This is a genomic window from Halomonas sp. 111, from assembly GCF_052379685.1.
GTDB lineage: Bacteria > Pseudomonadota > Gammaproteobacteria > Pseudomonadales > Halomonadaceae > Vreelandella > Vreelandella citrativorans.
On record NZ_JBQSYV010000021.1, the window covers coordinates 47,553 to 64,903 of the forward strand.

General features: G+C 56.2%; 17 protein-coding genes. 4 read left to right on the forward strand and 13 right to left on the reverse strand.

All coding sequences use genetic code 11. From position 1 onward, the window contains the following. Positions 1-55: 55 nt before the first annotated feature. The 12 genes from ACT3T7_RS15235 to ACT3T7_RS15290 all read right to left on the reverse strand — a co-directional run bounded on the left by ACT3T7_RS15235 (position 56) and on the right by ACT3T7_RS15290 (position 13,049). Entirely contained in the window at positions 56-1,156 is a 1,101-nt protein-coding gene (locus tag ACT3T7_RS15235; protein WP_193054095.1) for an amino acid ABC transporter permease, read from the reverse strand. A 20-nt stretch (positions 1,157-1,176) separates the two neighbouring features. Further along, positions 1,177-2,367, reverse strand: a complete 1,191-nt coding sequence (locus ACT3T7_RS15240) for an amino acid ABC transporter permease (RefSeq protein WP_444631467.1) — start codon at positions 2,365-2,367, stop codon at positions 1,177-1,179. 88 nt (positions 2,368-2,455) lie between these two features. Beyond that, positions 2,456-3,481, reverse strand: a complete 1,026-nt coding sequence (locus ACT3T7_RS15245; RefSeq protein ID WP_193054093.1) for an amino acid ABC transporter substrate-binding protein — start codon at positions 3,479-3,481, stop codon at positions 2,456-2,458. 224 nt (positions 3,482-3,705) lie between these two features. Further along, positions 3,706-4,716 (reverse strand): amino acid ABC transporter substrate-binding protein, encoded by a 1,011-nt coding sequence (locus tag ACT3T7_RS15250; protein WP_193054092.1) that lies wholly within the window; start codon positions 4,714-4,716, stop codon positions 3,706-3,708. Positions 4,717-4,799: 83 nt separating this feature from the next. Continuing rightward, positions 4,800-5,660, reverse strand: coding sequence for a polyamine aminopropyltransferase (speE, locus tag ACT3T7_RS15255; protein WP_193054091.1), 861 nt, complete (start codon positions 5,658-5,660; stop codon positions 4,800-4,802). Further along, positions 5,660-6,772, reverse strand: a complete 1,113-nt coding sequence (gene hemE, locus ACT3T7_RS15260; RefSeq protein WP_193054090.1) for a uroporphyrinogen decarboxylase — start codon at positions 6,770-6,772, stop codon at positions 5,660-5,662. The genes speE and hemE overlap by 1 nt, the downstream gene beginning before the upstream one ends. A gap of 221 nt (positions 6,773-6,993) precedes the next feature. Then, a complete protein-coding gene (gene mnhG, locus ACT3T7_RS15265; RefSeq protein ID WP_193054089.1) occupies positions 6,994-7,401 on the reverse strand; it encodes a monovalent cation/H(+) antiporter subunit G in 408 nt (135 codons plus the stop codon). Continuing rightward, positions 7,398-7,676 carry a K+/H+ antiporter subunit F gene (locus ACT3T7_RS15270; RefSeq protein WP_087110601.1) on the reverse strand — a complete coding sequence of 93 codons (279 nt, stop codon included), beginning with the start codon at positions 7,674-7,676 and terminating at the stop codon, positions 7,398-7,400. Before ACT3T7_RS15270 ends, mnhG begins: the two co-directional genes overlap by 4 nt. Before the next feature lie 12 nt (positions 7,677-7,688). Then, positions 7,689-8,186: a Na+/H+ antiporter subunit E gene (locus tag ACT3T7_RS15275; RefSeq protein ID WP_444631468.1), complete on the reverse strand. Its 498-nt coding sequence runs from the start codon at positions 8,184-8,186 to the stop codon at positions 7,689-7,691. After that, the gene (locus ACT3T7_RS15280; protein ID WP_444631469.1) at positions 8,183-9,802 is read right to left on the reverse strand and encodes a monovalent cation/H+ antiporter subunit D; all 1,620 of its coding nucleotides are present in this window, start codon (positions 9,800-9,802) and stop codon (positions 8,183-8,185) included. The genes ACT3T7_RS15275 and ACT3T7_RS15280 overlap by 4 nt, the downstream gene beginning before the upstream one ends. Further along, positions 9,802-10,143 carry a Na+/H+ antiporter subunit C gene (locus tag ACT3T7_RS15285; RefSeq protein WP_172116917.1) on the reverse strand — a complete coding sequence of 114 codons (342 nt, stop codon included), beginning with the start codon at positions 10,141-10,143 and terminating at the stop codon, positions 9,802-9,804. Before ACT3T7_RS15285 ends, ACT3T7_RS15280 begins: the two co-directional genes overlap by 1 nt. Continuing rightward, positions 10,143-13,049, reverse strand: coding sequence for a monovalent cation/H+ antiporter subunit A (locus ACT3T7_RS15290; protein ID WP_444631470.1), 2,907 nt, complete (start codon positions 13,047-13,049; stop codon positions 10,143-10,145). The genes ACT3T7_RS15285 and ACT3T7_RS15290 overlap by 1 nt, the downstream gene beginning before the upstream one ends. 260 nt (positions 13,050-13,309) lie before the next feature. Between ACT3T7_RS15290 and ribA the strand changes: the two genes are divergently transcribed. From ribA to trhA, 4 genes are all read left to right on the forward strand, one after another. Then, positions 13,310-13,945 (forward strand): GTP cyclohydrolase II, encoded by a 636-nt coding sequence (ribA, locus tag ACT3T7_RS15295; protein WP_172116919.1) that lies wholly within the window; start codon positions 13,310-13,312, stop codon positions 13,943-13,945. A gap of 159 nt (positions 13,946-14,104) precedes the next feature. Continuing rightward, positions 14,105-15,274, forward strand: a complete 1,170-nt coding sequence (locus tag ACT3T7_RS15300) for a zinc-dependent alcohol dehydrogenase (protein ID WP_193054085.1) — start codon at positions 14,105-14,107, stop codon at positions 15,272-15,274. A gap of 22 nt (positions 15,275-15,296) precedes the next feature. Next, complete coding sequence (locus ACT3T7_RS15305; protein ID WP_444631471.1) at positions 15,297-15,833, forward strand: hypothetical protein; 537 nt, start codon at positions 15,297-15,299, stop codon at positions 15,831-15,833. Positions 15,834-16,022: 189 nt separating this feature from the next. After that, positions 16,023-16,694: a PAQR family membrane homeostasis protein TrhA gene (trhA, locus tag ACT3T7_RS15310; RefSeq protein ID WP_444631472.1), complete on the forward strand. Its 672-nt coding sequence runs from the start codon at positions 16,023-16,025 to the stop codon at positions 16,692-16,694. Between the two features lie 14 nt (positions 16,695-16,708). Here trhA and ACT3T7_RS15315 read toward each other — a convergent pair whose 3' ends face one another. Then, entirely contained in the window at positions 16,709-17,329 is a 621-nt protein-coding gene (locus ACT3T7_RS15315) for a glutathione S-transferase family protein (RefSeq protein ID WP_444631473.1), read from the reverse strand. Between the last annotated feature and the right edge of the window lie 22 nt (positions 17,330-17,351).

A 17,351-nucleotide genomic window follows, 5' to 3' on the forward strand; every position in this document is an offset into this window, starting at 1 on the left:
TTGGTGGCTGCTTGTGTCATGATTAAATCCTGCTCAAATTCTTGAAAAAGCGGCGTTAGCGCTTGTGGCCGGTGTTCAACTTGCGTTCCAGATACTGGCTATAGCGCGACATGCTGAAACAGAAAATCCAGAACACAAACGCGGCAAACACGTAGCCTTCCAGCGAAAAGCCCAGCCAGTTGGAGTCGGAAAGCGCCGCCTGCACGATCCCCAGCAGGTCAAACAGCCCAATGATCATGACCAGCGTGGTGTCTTTAAATAGCGAGATAAACGTATTCACGATGCCTGGAATCATCATCTTCAGCGCCTGGGGCAAAACGATCAGGCCCATGCGCTTCCAGTAGGTCATGCCCAGTGCCGCGGCGGCCTCCTCTTGGCCCTTGGGGATCGCCTGAAGACCGCCACGAATGACCTCGGCCATGTAGGCACTTTGAAACAGCGTTAAGCCAATCAGCGCCCGCACCAAGCGGTCAACGCTAATACCAGAGGGTAGAAACAGCGGCAGCATCACCGAGGCCATGAACAGTACGGTGATTAGCGGTACACCGCGCCAGAACTCAATGAAAATCACACAGAAGCTTTTCACGATGGGCATGTTAGAGCGCCGCCCCAGAGCCAGCACGATGCCAATCGGCAGCGCCCCGATCATGCCTACAGATGCCAGCAGCAGGGTCAACATCAAACCGCCCCAGCGATGGGTAGGTACGCGTGGCAGGTCAAAGTAGCCGCCGTGAAGCAATACGTAGGCCGCGATGGGAAAGCCCACCAAGGCAAACACGGCTACCCAGCGCTTGAATGGCAGGCGCGGGATAGCAAGCCAGGCGATCAGGGAGAAAAAGCCGCCAAACACAATATTGGCGCGCCAGATCTCGTCACGCGGGTAAAGCCCATAGATGAACTGCGTAAAGCGCGCATTAACGAACACCCAACAGGCGCCCTCTCGCGAGCAGTCGTCCCGGGTGGTGCCTACCCAATCGGCGTTGATGAACGCCCACTGAATGGTCGGTACCAAAAGCAGGTAAAGAACGTACAGCCCTACCAGCGTAAACAGCGTATTGAGCGGGCCGCTGAACAGGTTGGCGCGCAGCCAGGCCACGGGCCCCAGGGTATTGCTGGGGGCAGGCCGCTGATCAATCATTGTTTGATTATGAATCATAAAGCTATCCTCACCGGCGCCTAGCGCTCAACCAACGCTACGCGGGCGTTGAACCAGTTCATGAACATGGAAACCAACAGGCTGATGGTCAAATACACCGCCATGGTCATGGCGATTACCTCAATGGCCTGCCCCGTTTGGTTAAGCGTGGTGCCCGCAAACACGGAGACCAGGTCGGGGTAGCCGATGGCCGTGGCAAGTGAGGAGTTCTTGATCAGGTTCAGGTACTGGCTGGTGAGGGGCGGAATAATGACCCTCAGCGCCTGCGGAATGACCACTAAGCGCAACACCAGGTTACGCGGCAGGCTCAGTGCCTGGGCGGCTTCGGTCTGGCCATGGGAAATGGCCTGAATACCCGAACGGACAATTTCAGCAATGAACGCGGCGGTATAGATGGAAAGTGCCAGCCACAGCGCCAGAAATTCCGGGATCACGGTAAAGCCACCGCGGAAGTTAAAGCCGCGCAGTTCCGGAATATCCCAGGTGATCGGTACGCCGGTGGCGACCGTAATCAGCAGCGGCAGCCCCAGAATCAGCGCAAGCGATATCCACCCGGCTGGGATGCGTTTACCGGTTGCCTCTTGGCGACGCTTGTTCCACACACACAGCGCAATACTGGCGATAACCGCGACGATAAAGGTCGCTGGAATCATCCCGAAGCCTGACTCAAAAAGCGGCTCAGGCAGATACAGACCGCGCACGTTAAGAAAAACAACCTCGCCAAACGAGAGGCTGTCCCTTGCACTGGGTAGCGTGCGCAGCACGGCGAAGTACCAGAAAAAAATCTGTAGCAGTAACGGGATATTGCGGAAAGTTTCGATATAGGCGGTGGCCAGGCGTGCCAGTAGCCAGTTGGGCGACAGGCGAGCAATGCCGACAATAAAGCCAATCAGCGTCGCGGCCACCACACCCAAGGCGCCGACCAATAGCGTATTGAGCAAGCCCACCAAAAAGGTGCGGCCGTAGGTATCCTGAGAGGAGTAGTCGATCAGGCTTTGTACGATACCAAAGCCTGCGGTGTTATTTAAAAAGCCAAAACCGGTGGTGATACCCCGGGCGGATAGGTTGTCCTGAGTATTGCCGACGATATACAGCAAAAATACGACAACGGCTGCCGTTAAAAGCAGCTGAAAAACAAGTGCGCGTTTGGCACGGTCTCGCCAAAACGGTGGCTTGTGGCCAGCGGGGCGAGTGTTGGGTCTTACGGACATGGGTGGCGTCTCCGCTACACGGAAGGTCAATCAAATGGCCCGTCGGCACTCATCTGCTAAGCGCGACGGGCCGGGTCAAGCGAGATGCTTAGCGAATCGGCGGAGCGTACTGGAAACCACCCTGGTTCCATAGCGCGTTGGCACCGCGTTCAATCTCAAGCGGTGAGTCCATGCCAACGTTGCGCTCAAAGCTTTCGGCATAGTTACCGACCTGGCTAATAATGTTGTAAGCCCAATCCGCATCAAGCCCCATGCCTTCACCGTAGTTACCGTCCTGGCCAAGCAGGCGGGCGATGTCGGGGTTTTCGGAGCTGGTCATTTCCTCTACGTTTTCACTGGTCACGCCGTACTCTTCAGCATTGAGCATGGCAAACAGTGACCATTTCACGATGTTGAACCAGGTGTCATCGCCCTGGCGAACTACCGGGCCCAGCGGCTCCTTGGAAATGATATCGGGCAGAATGACGGCGCCATCCGGATCATCTAACTGAATGCGCAGCGCCGCCAACTGAGAAGTATCCGAGGTTAGAACGTCACAGCGGCCAGCCTGGAAGCCGCCCACGGTCTGCTCTGAGGTATCAAACACGATAGGATCAAATTCCATATCGTTGGCGCGGAAGTAATCGGCCACGTTAAGTTCGGTGGTGGTGCCCGTTTGGATACAGATCGCCGCACCGTCCAGCTCATCAGCACCGCCGATGCCCAGGTCACGGCTAACCATAAAGCCGATACCGTCATAGAAGTTGACGCCTGCGAAGTTCAGACCCAGCGTGGTATCGCGGGTGGTGGTCCAGGTCGTGTTACGAGAAAGCAAATCGACTTCGCCAGACTGCAGCGCAGTGAAACGCTCAACGGCATTGAGAGAGATGTAATTGACGGCATCTGCATCACCCAGCACGGCAGCGGCGACCGCACGGCAAACATCGACATCCAGCCCTTGCCAGTTGCCATCACCATCGGGTGCCGAAAAGCCTGGCAAACCGTCGCTGACGCCACACTGCACGGCTCCACGTTCAATGGTTTCTTCAAGTGTTGCTGCGTTAGCGTTAGTGGCGCCTGTCAGTGTGATGGCGCCTGCAGAGGCCAGTAATACCCAGTGTTTCTTGTTCAACATGGTAATTCCCTTCCTCAATTAATATTGTTATGCATGCGAAGGCATGACATATAAAGCTAGCAAGGAAGATGCCAATGTGGGTACAACGCCAAATTCAGCGCTTTTCAACGCAAAATGATTCTGCTTCTACGAAAGTTTAGGTGCAAAAAAATAGAAACGGTTGCCGCATGCGCTGTTTTGGTGCGACAACCGATGGTTGATGGCAGAGTGCTGACCGGTAAGCCCTAGCGAATGGGCGGGGCGTACTGAATGCCGCCATCGCGCCACAGAGCATTTAAACCACGGGTAATATTGAAGTTAGAGTCCACGCCCACGTTGCGATCATACATTTCGGCGTAGTTGCCCACCTGTTTGACGATTTGGTAAGCCCAGTCGTCATTAAGTCCCATGCCTTCACCAAAACTGCCGTCCTGGCCCAGCAGGCGGGCAATATCTGGATTATCGGAATCCGCGTGTTCATCAATATTGGTGCTTGAGACACCCAGTTCTTCAGCGTTGAGCATGGCAAACAGCGACCATTTTACGATATTGAACCACTGGTCATCGCCCTGGCGTACGGCGGGGCCAAGCGGTTCCTTGGAAATAATCTCGGGCAGCACTACCGCCATGTCGGGGTTGGCAAGCTGCATGCGTTGGGCATACAACTGAGAAGCATCGGAGCTTAAGACGTCGCAGCGCCCGGCTTCAAAACCGGCAATCGACTGTTCGGGAGAATCAAACACCACTGCGTCATAGTGCATGTCGTTAACACGGAAATAGTCTGAAAGGTTCAGCTCGCTGGTCGTGCCTGACTGCGTGCACACCGCCGCGCCGTCCAGGTCTTCGGCACTTTGCACGCCCAGGTCGCTTGCGACCATGAATGCTTGGCCATCGTAATAGCTCACCCCGGTAAAGTGCATACCTTGGGTGGTATCGCGGCTAGAGGTCCAGGTCGTCGTGCGGGAGAGCAGATCCACTTCGCCGGATTGCAGGGCGGTAAAACGCTCCACCGAATCGAGCGGTACGAAATCAACCTTGCTGGCATCGCCTAATGCCGCCGCGGCAATCGCGCGGCAGACATCGGTGTCCAGGCCGCGATACGTATCGTTATCGTCCAGTGAGGAGAAGCCGGGCTGGGCGGCGTTCACCCCGCAGCGTACGCTATCGCGGGATTGAACGGTTTCTAACGTGGTGCCCAAGGCAACCGTCGGGGCCAGGGCGCACGCGCCAATGCTTATCCATTTAAGGGTTTTCATTGTTGGTTCCTTAACGTGGTGACACAAAAAAGGCCGAGCAGTGCCCGGCCTCATCGCTTACTGGCGTGCTATTCAAATAAACGTCAGCCGAACGCTTTACGCATGAACGGTGGCAGCGCCAGGGCGCCCCGGTGGGCATCCACTGTGTAGTACTGTAGCGGCATTTTGTGGCTAGCGGCAGCCTCTTCGCGGAAGGTTTCCACGTTGGTGCCTTTACCGGCAAGCGTCACACTCCACCAGCCGGAAGGATAAACCGGCTGGGGGAAGGGCAGTGTGGCGACACTGGCAAAGCCCGCTTCGCGCATGTCATGGCGCAGCTCACGAATAATCGAGCCGCTGTGATAAAGCGGTGATTCGCTCTGCTGTACCATCACGCCATCGGCTTTCAGAATGCGGTGGCAGCGCTTAAGGAAGTCAGTCTTGAACAACCCTTCGGCGGGGCCGACCGGATCGGTAGAGTCGATAATCAGCACGTCGATGCTTTCATCGGCAGCGTCATCCACCCACTTCACACCATCAGCGAACAGCAGCTCAGCACGCGGGTCGTCGTTGGCTTCCACCAGCGCCGGGAAGAAACGCTCTGCGGCCTTGGTGACTTCTTCATCGATATCGATCTGGGTGACTTTTTCAACGCCCGGGTGGCGCAGCACTTCTTTCAGTGTGCCGCAGTCGCCGCCGCCGATAATCACCACGCGCTTGGGCGCCGGATGAGTAAACAGTGCCGGGTGGGCGATCATTTCGTGATACAGGAAGTTGTCACGGTCGGTGAGCATCACGCAGCCGTCCAGCACCATCAGGTTGCCGTAGGTCTCGGTAGCGTACACTTCCAGGTGCTGGTACTCACTCTGCACATCCAACAGCTTTTCAGAGATCTTCAGCGAGAAGGCGCTGCCGTGGCTATCAAACACTTCGGTGAACCACTGGTCGCCGCGTAATTCGCTCATCAATTGGCTCCTGGTTGTGATGGGGTGGATTGGGCCGGAATGCCTTGGTGATACTGCGGGCTTAACTCGTGCAGCGCTTCCATAAAGGCGGTGACGTTATCCGGATTGGTAAACTGGCTGATGCCGTGGCCCAGGTTGAACACGTGGCCCGGCCCGTGACCGTAGCTTTCCAGCACGCGGGCGACTTCGGCACGAATCGCCGACGGGCGTGCAAACAGCACGTTAGGGTCGAGGTTGCCCTGAAGCGCAACCTTGTGGCCCACACGGGCACGGGCGCTGGAGAGCTCGGTCGACCAGTCGATACCCAGTGCATCAGCACCAGCGCAGGCGATGTCTTCAAGCCACTGGCCGCCGTTTTTGGTGAACAGAATCACCGGTACGCGGCGCCCGTCGTGCTCGCGGATCAGCCCGGAAACAATTTGCTCCATATAGCGTAGCGAGAACTCCAGGTACGCGGGGGTGGAAAGCGCTCCGCCCCAGGTATCGAAGATCTGCACCGCCTGGGCGCCTGCGCGAATCTGCGCGTTCAGGTAATCGGTCACCGACTGGGCCAGGGTATCCAGCAGTTGATGCATGGTGTCTGGCGTATCGTAAAGCATGGTTTTCAGGTGACGGAAGTCTTTGCTGGAACCGCCCTCCACCATGTAGGTTGCCAGCGTCCAAGGGCTTCCCGAAAAGCCGATCAGCGGCATGCGCCCGTTCAGCTCACGGCGAATGGTCGATACCGCACGCATGACGTAGTCCAGGTCGCGCTCGGCGTTGGGCACGCTTAGCGCCGCCACTTCTTCCGGGGTGCGCACGGTTTTGCGAAACTTGGGACCTTCACCGGTTTCAAAATAGAGCCCCAGACCCATGGCATCGGGGATCGTCAAAATATCTGAAAACAGAATCGCCGCATCCAGCGGGTAACGCTCCAGCGGCTGGAGCGTTACTTCGCAGGCCAGGTCCTGGTTGCGGCACAGGTCCATAAAACTGCCCGCATCGGCGCGGCGCTCACGATACTCAGGCAGATAGCGGCCTGCCTGACGCATCATCCATACCGGCGTGCGGTCAACGGGCTGGCGCGCCAGGGCGCGGAGAAAACGATCATTTTGCAACGGTGTGGAAGTCATAAACACGTGCCCTTGGGGAATTTACCTGTAGTGTATTTTAAAGGGTATACAAACCAGTGCTGATACTTTACTTGAAACATGATTGAAAAGGCGCTTGGCTCGGGTCTCTAAAGCTTAAGGCAGAGGTGAGAGTGTACTTGAGAACGCCCAACTAAGCGGCATGGCGACGTGTAAAACGTGCCCAAACCTATCCGCTACGCAGAGGCCGGTGTGGCACGAAGCTACGGCTCTTCCTTCGCAGAAAAGGGATAAACCTCGGTCGTTGTCTTGCTCTTGTTCTCGTTTGCGCTAATGGTTGGGCGGCGGTCACGAGCACGCAGGTCACGATAAACAGCGGTGCGCATCAGCAGCATGGCCACCACCGGCGCAGTGAGCATCACAAAGGCAGTGATTAATAGCTCATGAATGACCAGTCGTGACTGTAGCACCGAGAAGTAGATCATGGAGGCAATCAGAATGGAGCCGGTGCCTAGGGTGATCGTAATGGCGGGGCCGTGAATGCGCTGGAAGAAGTGCGGCAGCCTAACAAGGCCCAATGCACCGATCAGTACAATCGCGCTTCCAAGTAGCAATAGCAGGGTAATGGGCAGGCTGGCCCATAGCGGCAGTGACTCCAGCTGTGGGTTCATTCAATTACCTCGCCACGCATAAGAAATTTGGTAAGCGCGATGGTTGATACAAAGCCCGTCAGGGCAATCAGCATCGCGGCCTCAAAATAGATCACGCTGCCAAACCGGATGCCCAGCGCTAGGGCAAACAGCATGGCGCACATCCATAGTGTATCGAGTGCCAGTACACGGTCTTGTGCGGTTGGCCCACGCAGTAAGCGCACCGTACACAGCAGCATGGCTAACAAGACGCTAAGTAGCGTGATATTAATTGCCAGAGAGAGCAGTGTGGTCATACTGAGCGCCTTTTATTCATGTTCAAAGATCTCGATTAATGGCTGTTCGTAGCGCGTTTTAATCGTGTCGATCCACCACTGCTCATCGTGGAGGTCAAACACATGCAGCGCCAAATCATTAGAGTCTGGCAGCTGTTCTACCCACACGGTGCCGGGAGTTGAATTGATCAGGCACGAAAGCAACGCCAGGCCGTGCGGGTCTTTAAGATCCAGTGGCACTCGGACGAACTGTGATTTTACACCCTTGGCATTGAACAAGATGATGCGGCTGACGTTAAAGCAGGAGCGTATGATTTCGATCATCGACATAAACAGCAGGCGTGCCAACACCAGCGGTTTACGCAGTGGTGCTGGGGCGAGTGGGCGCAGTGGTCTGGCGAGCAGCGGTGCGGCAATGGCCAGGACACTGCCCAGCAACACCTGTGCAGGCGCAGTGCTTTGATTCAGCAGTAGCCACATGATTAACAAGGCGCCCGATAAGGCAGGAGAGGGAAGCCAGCGCAGCGTCATTGGGCCGACTCCCCGAACGTACCGCCCACCGCAGCGGTTGAGCCTAGACGGTTTAAATAAACCTCAGGCTGGTTGAGCGCGTCTGTGCTGCGCTCCAGATACGCCATCGTCGGGCCTGCTTGAACGGTGAGCAGCAGGCAGGCCAGTAGCAGGGTGATGACAGGCATGACTTCGGAGCGTTGCAGATGAGGCGCGACCGGGTTCTGGACGGCCCAGAAGGTCCGTACCCCAAAACGCATTAACGAAATAATGCCTGCCAACCCGGAAAGTACGACCAGCGCAATAACGACCCAAGTGACGATTCCCCGCTCAATCAGCAGGTCGGTAGGATTCAACAGCCTATGAAAAAGACTGAATTTGGCGATAAACCCTGACAGCGGCGGCAGCCCGGTAATAATCAGGGCGCAGCAGGCGAAGGCCAGCCCCAAAAAGGCCAGCGCGCCAGGAATCGCCTCGCCGACGGGCTCCTCCGGCTTATCCTCCACTGCGAAAGCCTCCATGGTTAATGCCAGCATCGCGGCTCCCGGTGTGCGGATACGCTCAATTAACTCTATCAGCAGCAAAAACGCGGCAACTGCCAGTGTCGAGCTGATCAAGTAAAACAGCGCCACGTTGATAAGCGCCGGTTGGCCATAACCAACGGCGGCCAGCAGCGTGCCTGATGAGATGACCGCCGCATAGCCTGCCATGCGGCCAGGTTCCTGGCTTGCAAGAATACCGATGGTGCCGAAAGCAAGCGTGACAAGGCCTCCCCAGAGCAGCAGGTCAAAGCCGAAACCGGCGGCAGGGCCTTCCGAGAACAGCAGTAACCACAACCGAATCAGCACGTACACGCCAACTTTGGTCATCAGTACCATCATGGCAGCCACCGGCGGCGAGGCCGCCGAGTACGTCGTGGGCAGCCAGAACCCCAGTGGCCACATGGCGCTTTTGGTGAGAAAGGCTAACGCCAGAATAACCACGCCAATTTTTAACAACATGAGGTCTTCCGGCGATAGCATGCTCAAGCGCATCGCCAGGTCGGTCATGTTTAGCGTGCCGGTCGTCGCGTAAATCAGGGCCACGCCAATCAGGAAGAAAAACGACGCTAACAAATTCACCACAATGTACTGCATGCCTGCTCTTATACGCACGCTGTTATAGCCATGCAGTATCAAGCCATACGAGGCCGCCAACATGACCTCGAAGAACACAAACAGATTGAACAGGTCATTGGTAAGAAAGGCCCCGTTAATGCCCATTAACAAAAACTGGAATAACGAGTGAAAGTGCACACCAATGCGGCTCCAGCGGATCATGGCAAAGATCAGAGAAGCGCTCGCCAATATTGACGCAAGCAGCAGCATCACCGCCGTTAGCCGGTCAACCAACAAGACAATGCCAAAGGGGGCTGTCCAGTTAGCAGAGAGGTAGAGGCCAATGCCATCGGGCCAGTATTCGTGGTCCGCCAGCAAAAGCAGTGCGACAGAGGTCGCCAGCATCGCCAGCGTGCTGGCCAGGTTAATAAAAAACTTTTTTTGGTGATGACGTTCATTCACCAGGATCAGCCCTGCCCCGAATATCAAGGGCAGTAAAACAGGTGCCAACATTAAATGGTGCAGCCAAGGAAGACTCATCAATGGGGCTCCTTGCCATCAACGTGGTCGGTGCCGGTAAGGCCGCGAGCACCAATCATCACCACCAGATAAAGGGCTGTGGTGGCAAAGCCGATCACGATAGCCGTTAAGACCAGCGCCTGGGGCATCGGGTCGGCATACAAAGCGGGATCAATAGTGCCTTCGGCAAGCGTTAAGGGGGGCTGGTTGATGGAGAGACGCCCCATGATGAAGATAAATAGATTAACGGCATACGAAATAAGCAATAAGCCCGTAATGACCTGAAAGGTACGTGGACGCAGCAGCAGCCACACCCCGGAGCCAAACATGATGCCCATTGCCATGGCCATAACAGCTTCCATTAGCGGGTCTCCTGTTGAGGGTTGAGGGGCGCTGGCGCCGTGGTAGCGGGTAAGCGGTGGCTGCGTACGGATTGGTGTGCCAGCGCCACAAGCATCAGTATCGAGGAGCCAACGACCACGCCAAAGACACCTAAATCAAACAGGAATGCACTCGGCAGGTGCACCTCGCCAAGCACAGGAAGCGTGAAGTGTGCGGTGTGGGTGGTCAGGAAAGGATAACCCAGCAGCCATGCGCCCAGGCCCGTTGCGCAGGCCGTCAGTAGGCCAAATGCAATCCAGCGGTGAGGGCGTAGGCGTAGATGCGTTTCAACCCACTGCGTACCGGCCAGCATGTATTGAACAATAATCGCAACCGCAAAGATCAAACCGGCAACGAAACCGCCGCCGGGCAGGTTGTGGCCCCGAATAAAGAAGTAGGCCGCGATGACGCCCATCACGGGCAGCAGCAAGCGTAAATAGACGCTGGGGATCCTGAGATAGCCTGTTGCCACTTGCTGGATAGGTGTTTGCCCGGCCGCAGGGTCAACGCTGTTGGTCTGTTGAGCGGGAATGGGCAGGCTTTCAGGGGCGGGACGAAAGCGCCGCAGCAGTGCGTAAACGGTCAAGGCGACAATGGCCAGCACCGCAATTTCGCCCAGCGTATCGAAATTGCGGAAGTCGACCAGCAGCACATTGACCACGTTACTTCCCCCGCCTTCACTTAAGGCATGGGTAAGGAAAAAGTCAGAAATACCGCCTTCTGAAGGCGTGCGTAGCAGTGCCGTATAGCTGATTAAGGCCATTGCCAGCCCCGCACACACCGCAATGACGATATCGCGTGAGCGACGAAATAGTGCGCGTTTAGTGGCGGTAATGTTCAATTCTCGCGGCGTGATACGCGGGGGAAGCCAGCGTAGTCCCAGCAGGATCAGCACCGTGGTAATGGTTTCCACCATTAGTTGGGTAAGCGCCAGGTCGGGCGCCGATAGCCACAAAAACGACAGGCTGGTAATAATGCCCACACCGCCCACTAGGCTAAGTGCTGCCAGGCGATGGTATTTTGCCTGCCAGGCCGCCGCGACAGCGCAAATCGCCCCCATCAGCCATAGCCCGGCAAAGAGCCAGGAGAATTCCCCATTGGCAGGCAGAGCAAGCAGCGAGATAGGGCGTATCAGCAAAATGGGCACCGCCAGAAGCATCACCACCATAAGCAAGAGCTGAGGCTGCAAGCGCCGTGTGCTGAGTATTTTTTCCAGCAAAGAGGCGATGGATGAGATCCGCAGCATGGTGTTTTCGTAGGCTTGCTTGCCGTTAAAGCGCCCCAGCAACGGAACATGGGTGGCTTGAATTAGCCCATAGCGGACACGCAGCCAAATATACAACGCCACACCGCCGATTAACGCGACGAAACTCATTGCCAAAGGTAGGTTGAAACCGTGCCAAACGGCGAGACTGTAGTAGGGCGTTGCCTCGCCTAATACCGAGGTGACGGCAGCGTGCAAGAAGGGGCCGATACTCAGGCCTGGAATAATGCCCACCACCAGGCAGCAAAGCACTAAAAACTCAACAGGAAAGCGCATCCAGCGCGGTGGCTCATGCGGTTGGCGAGGCAAGTCATCGGGCAGCTTGCCGAAGAAGACGTAGGTAAAGCGAAGCGAATACGTAACGCCAAAGACCCCCATCAACACGGCCGCAATGGACATCCCCCAGTTTTGCGCGGAGCCAACGCTTAGCGCTTCGGCAAAGAACATCTCCTTGGAAATAAACCCGTTAAGAAACGGGACGCCGGCCATCGCCGCACTGGCGACGATTGCCAGCGTCGACGTATAGGGTAGCGCTTTATAAAGGCCGCGCAGGTGGCGCATATCTCGGGTGCCCGTCTCATGGTCAATAATGCCTGCGGCCATGAAAAGCGAGGCTTTAAACGTGGCATGGTTAACGGTATGGAAAATCGCGGCTACCAGCGCCAAGGGGGTGCCAATGCCCAGCAGTACGGTAATCAACCCCAGGTGGCTGATGGTTGAGTAGGCCAGCAGGCCTTTCAAATCGTGTTGGAAAATAGCTGTGAAGGCACCAATCAACATGGTGCATACGCCAGCCCCCATGATGATCCAGCTCCACTCAGGCGTTCCTGACAGCGATGGCCAAAGCCGCATGAGTAAAAAAAGGCCCGCCTTGACCATGGTGGCGGAGTGCAAAAACGCCGATACCGGTGTTGGCGCTGCCATGGCATGCGGCAACCAGAAGTGAAAAGGGAACTGCGCGCTTTTGGTCAGCGCCCCTAACGCGACCAATAGCAGCATGGGCCGATAAAGCGCGTGATTACGGATGAGGTCACCCGAGGCCAACACAACATCAAGCGAGTAGCTGCCTACCATATGGCCAAGCATCAAGACACCGGCCAGCAGACAAAGCCCCCCGGTTGCTGTCACGGTGAACGCCATACGTGCGCCGCGGCGGGCATCGGCGCGGTGGTGCCAATAGCCAATCAACAAAAACGAGGTGATGCTGGTTAACTCCCAGAACAGCACCAGCTGTATGAGGTTGCCCGATAGCACCACCCCCAGCATTGAACCCATAAACGCGAGCAGAAACGAAAAAAAGCGAGGTACGGGATCAGCAGGCGACATGTAGTAGCGGGCATAGATAATCACCAGCAAACCGATACCCTGGATCAGCATGGTAAATAACCAGGCCAGGCCATCCATACGCAATACGACGTTTAGGCCGACACTGGGTAGCCAGCCAAATTCACTCCGTACAACCTCCCCGGCGCCTACCTGGGTATAAAGAAAACCGGTAATCAGCAGCCCTAAAAGCGTTACGCCACCCGCCAGCCACGCTTCCCGATTACGGGCATTGGCGGGCATTAATGCGGCCATTATGCTGGCGATAAAAGGCGCTGTGATAAGTATAAGTAGCAGCATAATGTTCCGTCAGATGGTGAAAATTCTGGTGTCTCAGCGGTTATCACGCTGCGGGTAAACGGCTTGTCTGTGGAGTAGTACTATCTTAATCCACGCGCGGTAAATGTATATGCCTGAACAGGGTGAGCCACGCTTGCTCTTCTCTGCTTTAATTTTAGCGAGTAACAGCCGTGAGGCATAGCTCGCTTCCTGATAAACTACCCGCCCACTTTGCTCATACTGTTGTGGTTAACTGGTTTGGTTAATCTGCGAGGTAACCTGTGACCATTCGCTTCATTGCTGCTTCCCAACTGCCCACTCCCTGGGCCACGTTCACCATGCACGGTTTCGAAGACAACGCGACCGGTAAGGATCATATCGCCCTGACGCTGGGCGACCTCACGGGGGACGCGCCGGTACTGGGGCGTGTTCATTCCGAATGCCTGACCGGTGATGCGCTGTTCTCCATGCGTTGCGACTGTGGCTATCAACTGCAGGAAGCGCTTAAGCGTATCGCCGAAGAGGGCCGCGGCGTACTGCTTTACCTGCGCCAGGAAGGCCGCGGCATCGGGCTGCTCAACAAGATTCGCGCCTACCACCTACAAGACCAAGGGGCGGATACGGTAGAAGCCAACGAACAGCTCGGGTTTGGCGCTGATATGCGCCGCTATGACCTGTGCGTACCGATGCTCAACCACCTGGGCGTCACCGCGCTTAAGCTGATGACCAATAATCCGCGTAAAGTGGATGCGCTGACCCGGGATGGCGTTAATGTGGTCGAACGGCTGCCCATCACTACCGGTTTAAATCCACACAATGAACAGTACCTTGCCACCAAGGCAGGCAAGCTTGGCCATATGATGGCGCTGGGTGATTTTACTCAGGCAAGCGATGTCGATATTGAAAGAAAGGGCTGAAATAACGCTTTATTGCCGCTAAAACCTCGAAAAATTGCTTTTTCTTAAACTTTTTTGCCTAGCGTCTGAGCTATGTTGATACAAACCGATATTGGTACAGATCGGTGTTGATACATAGCAGGATGCTAATTATCTGTAAAAGAGTAAGGAGGAGCAATCATGAAAGCACTTTGCTGGCACGGCAAAAACGACGTGCGCTACGACACAGTTCCTGATCCCGAAATAGAACACCCCCGCGACGCGATTATCAATGTAAGCAGCTGCGCCATCTGCGGCTCCGACCTTCATCTTTACGATCACTTTATCCCCGGTATGCAATGTGGTGACGTGCTTGGTCATGAGTTTATGGGCGAAGTCATGGAGGTGGGCAGCGCTAACAAGAAGCTTAAAGTTGGCGACCGCGTGGTGGTGCCGTTTACTATTTTCTGCGGCGAATGCGAGCAGTGCCAGCGCGGCAACTACTCGGTTTGCGAGCGCTCTAACCGTAATAAATCCTTGGCTGATAAGGCTTTTGGCCACGGCGGTGCCGGGCTGTTTGGTTACTCACATTTAACCGGCGGCTACGCAGGCGGCCAGGCGGAGTTTGTCCGCGTGCCGTTTGCCGATACCACGCATATCAAGGTTCCCGATACGCTCACCGACGAGCAGGTACTGTTTTTAGGGGATATTTTCCCGACCGGTTGGCAGGCGGCCGTACAGTGCGATATTCAGCCCACTGATACGGTCGTTATTTGGGGAGCGGGGCCGGTTGGCCAGTTCTGTATTCGCAGTGCCGTTTTGCTGGGCGCCCGCCAGGTCGTGGTCATCGACAATGTGCCTGAACGTCTCTCCATGGCCCAAGCGGGCGGGGCAATCGTCATTAATTTTGATCATGAGAGCGTGCTTGGCCGCCTGCAGGAACTTACCAACGGCAAAGGCCCGGAAAAGTGTATTGATGCGGTCGGCCTTGAAGCGCATACCACGCGCTCGCTGGACTCCGCCTATGACCGAGTCAAACAAACGCTGATGATGGAGACGGACCGCGCCCACGTGTTGCGTGAAATGATCTATGTATGCCGCCCGGCGGGCACTCTCTCTATCCCCGGTGTATACGGCGGCCTGGTCGATAAAATTCCCATGGGCGCGCTGATGAACAAGGGGCTCACCGTGCGGACTGGCCAGACCCACGTCAAACGCTGGACGGATGATCTGCTGCGGCGAATCGATGAGGGGCAAGTTGATCCCTCTTTTGTGATTACGCACTCAATGAGCCTGGACCAGGGCCCTGAAATGTATAAAACCTTCCGCGATAAACAGGATGGTTGCGTCAAGGTGATTCTCAAACCTTGAACAACACGCCATGGAGGTAGCCATGCATCATCAATATCATCAATCAAACAACATGACCCGCTCACTCAGCACGGCCGACAAGGTCGCCCGTGGAATTGGCTGGCTAAGCTTGGGCCTGGGCCTTTACCAGCTGCTGGCACCGCATAAGCTAGGTGAACAGTTGGGGTTGCGCGGGCATGAAAATAAAATGCGCGCCTGTGGCGCTCGGGAAGTGATCAGCGGCATTGGCGCACTTTCCGACAACCCCGCACCGTCGATCTGGAGCCGGGTAGGCGGCGACATGCTTGACCTTGCCGCACTCACCTATGTCTTGCAGGATCGGCATAATCCCAAGCGCGCCAACGTTTATTGGGCACTGACAGCCGTCGGCATGATGACCGCCGTGGATATCTGCTGCGCCCAAGCCTTAACCAAGCGGCATGCCCGCCAGGCGGGTATCACGCCGGATTACAGCCACCGTAGCGGCTTTCCCCAAGGCCTGGAAAGCGCTCGTGGAGCCGCTGCAGGATTTGAAGCGCCCCGTGGAATTGAAAACACGCTGCCCTACCCTCCTATTTAAGCCACCTATTTAATCCACTCATTCAACCGCCTATTCACGGCGCGCATCAACGTCCAAACAAAACCCCGGCGCTGTCTCTTCGTTTGGGTTTTGTCATATTTCAGCGCTATGGTGATGACTCTATTATCCAGAACTCTATTATCCAGGTTAGCCGCGTCGTTCGCTGCTTTAACATACGGTGGAGGGGATATGAGCCACACAGCCAGCGTCAAGTCTGAAGAGTTCAGCGCGTTAGAAGAGCGCTTACACAGTATTAGCCACGGGGTGGGCGCATTGTTAAGCGTCGTTGGGGCAGTGGTGCTGCTGGTCATGGCGAGTATTGCCGCTCAGGTAGACCCATGGAAACTGACAAGCCTTGGCTTGTACGGCATGACGCTGGTATTGCTATATACCGCCTCTACGCTTTATCACGGCATCCCGCATCGGCTGTGGAAGCAGCGCTTTCAGCTGTTGGATCACTGCGCGATTTACTTGCTGATTGCAGGTACCTATACGCCTTTCTTACTGGTGAATATGCGTGGCCCGACGGGCTGGACACTGTTTGCCGCCGTGTGGTCGCTGGCGCTGATAGGTATTACCTGCAAGCTGCTATGGCCACAGCGGCTGTCGATTTTCCGCGTGGTTATTTATTTGCTGATGGGGTGGATGATCCTGCTGGCATCAGAAGAAATGGCGGCGAAGCTCTCGGTAACTGGCATCGCCTTACTGGCCGCGGGCGGCATCACGTATACGGTGGGCGTCATCTTCTATGCCGTGCGTGCGATTCCCTACAATCACGCTATTTGGCACCTATTTGTGGTGGGAGGAAGCATCTGCCACTACTTTGCAGTAGTAGCAGCGGTGCTGCCTCATACGGTGTAAAACGCGGTGCTGGCTTACTGAGCGGCAGCTTGCTCGCGCTCACCGGCTTTTGCCAAGCTCGGGCGCTGCGTATGGCGTTTGTGGTAGATCAAGAACGGCTCGGGCAGGCGATGCTGCATGCCAATGGCCCAGGAAAGCGTATGGGTGAGAAACAGGTCGGCCAAGGTGAAATCGCCTCCAAGCAGCGTTTCCTGGCCCTGAAAACGGCGTTCAAGAGCGCCCAATGCGCGTTGAAACTCCCACTCTGCGGTAGGAATCACGGCCGGTACGCGTTTGTCTTCAGGTAGCGCAAAGGTGTGCTTGGCTTGGGTCCAGAGCGGCTGTTCGACTTCGGTCACAATAAAGCTTAACCACTGGTCGACCTGGGCACGCTCGGCGGCGTTAGTCGGCAGTAGTTTGCCGTTACCGTAGTGCTCGGCCAGGTAGCGGCAAATGGCCGACGATTCAAACAGGGTAAGTTCGCCATCCTCCAGCACCGGTACTTTGCCATCCGGATGACGTGCCAGATACGCCGAGGTTTGGCCTCCCCCTTTCTCCAGCGCAACATGCTGGCACTGGTATTCAAGGCCCAGCTCTTCAAGCGTCCAGGCGGCACGTAGCGAGCGTGAGCGGGGATAGGTGTATAGCGTGATCATGGCGCGCTCCTGACAAGGTGCC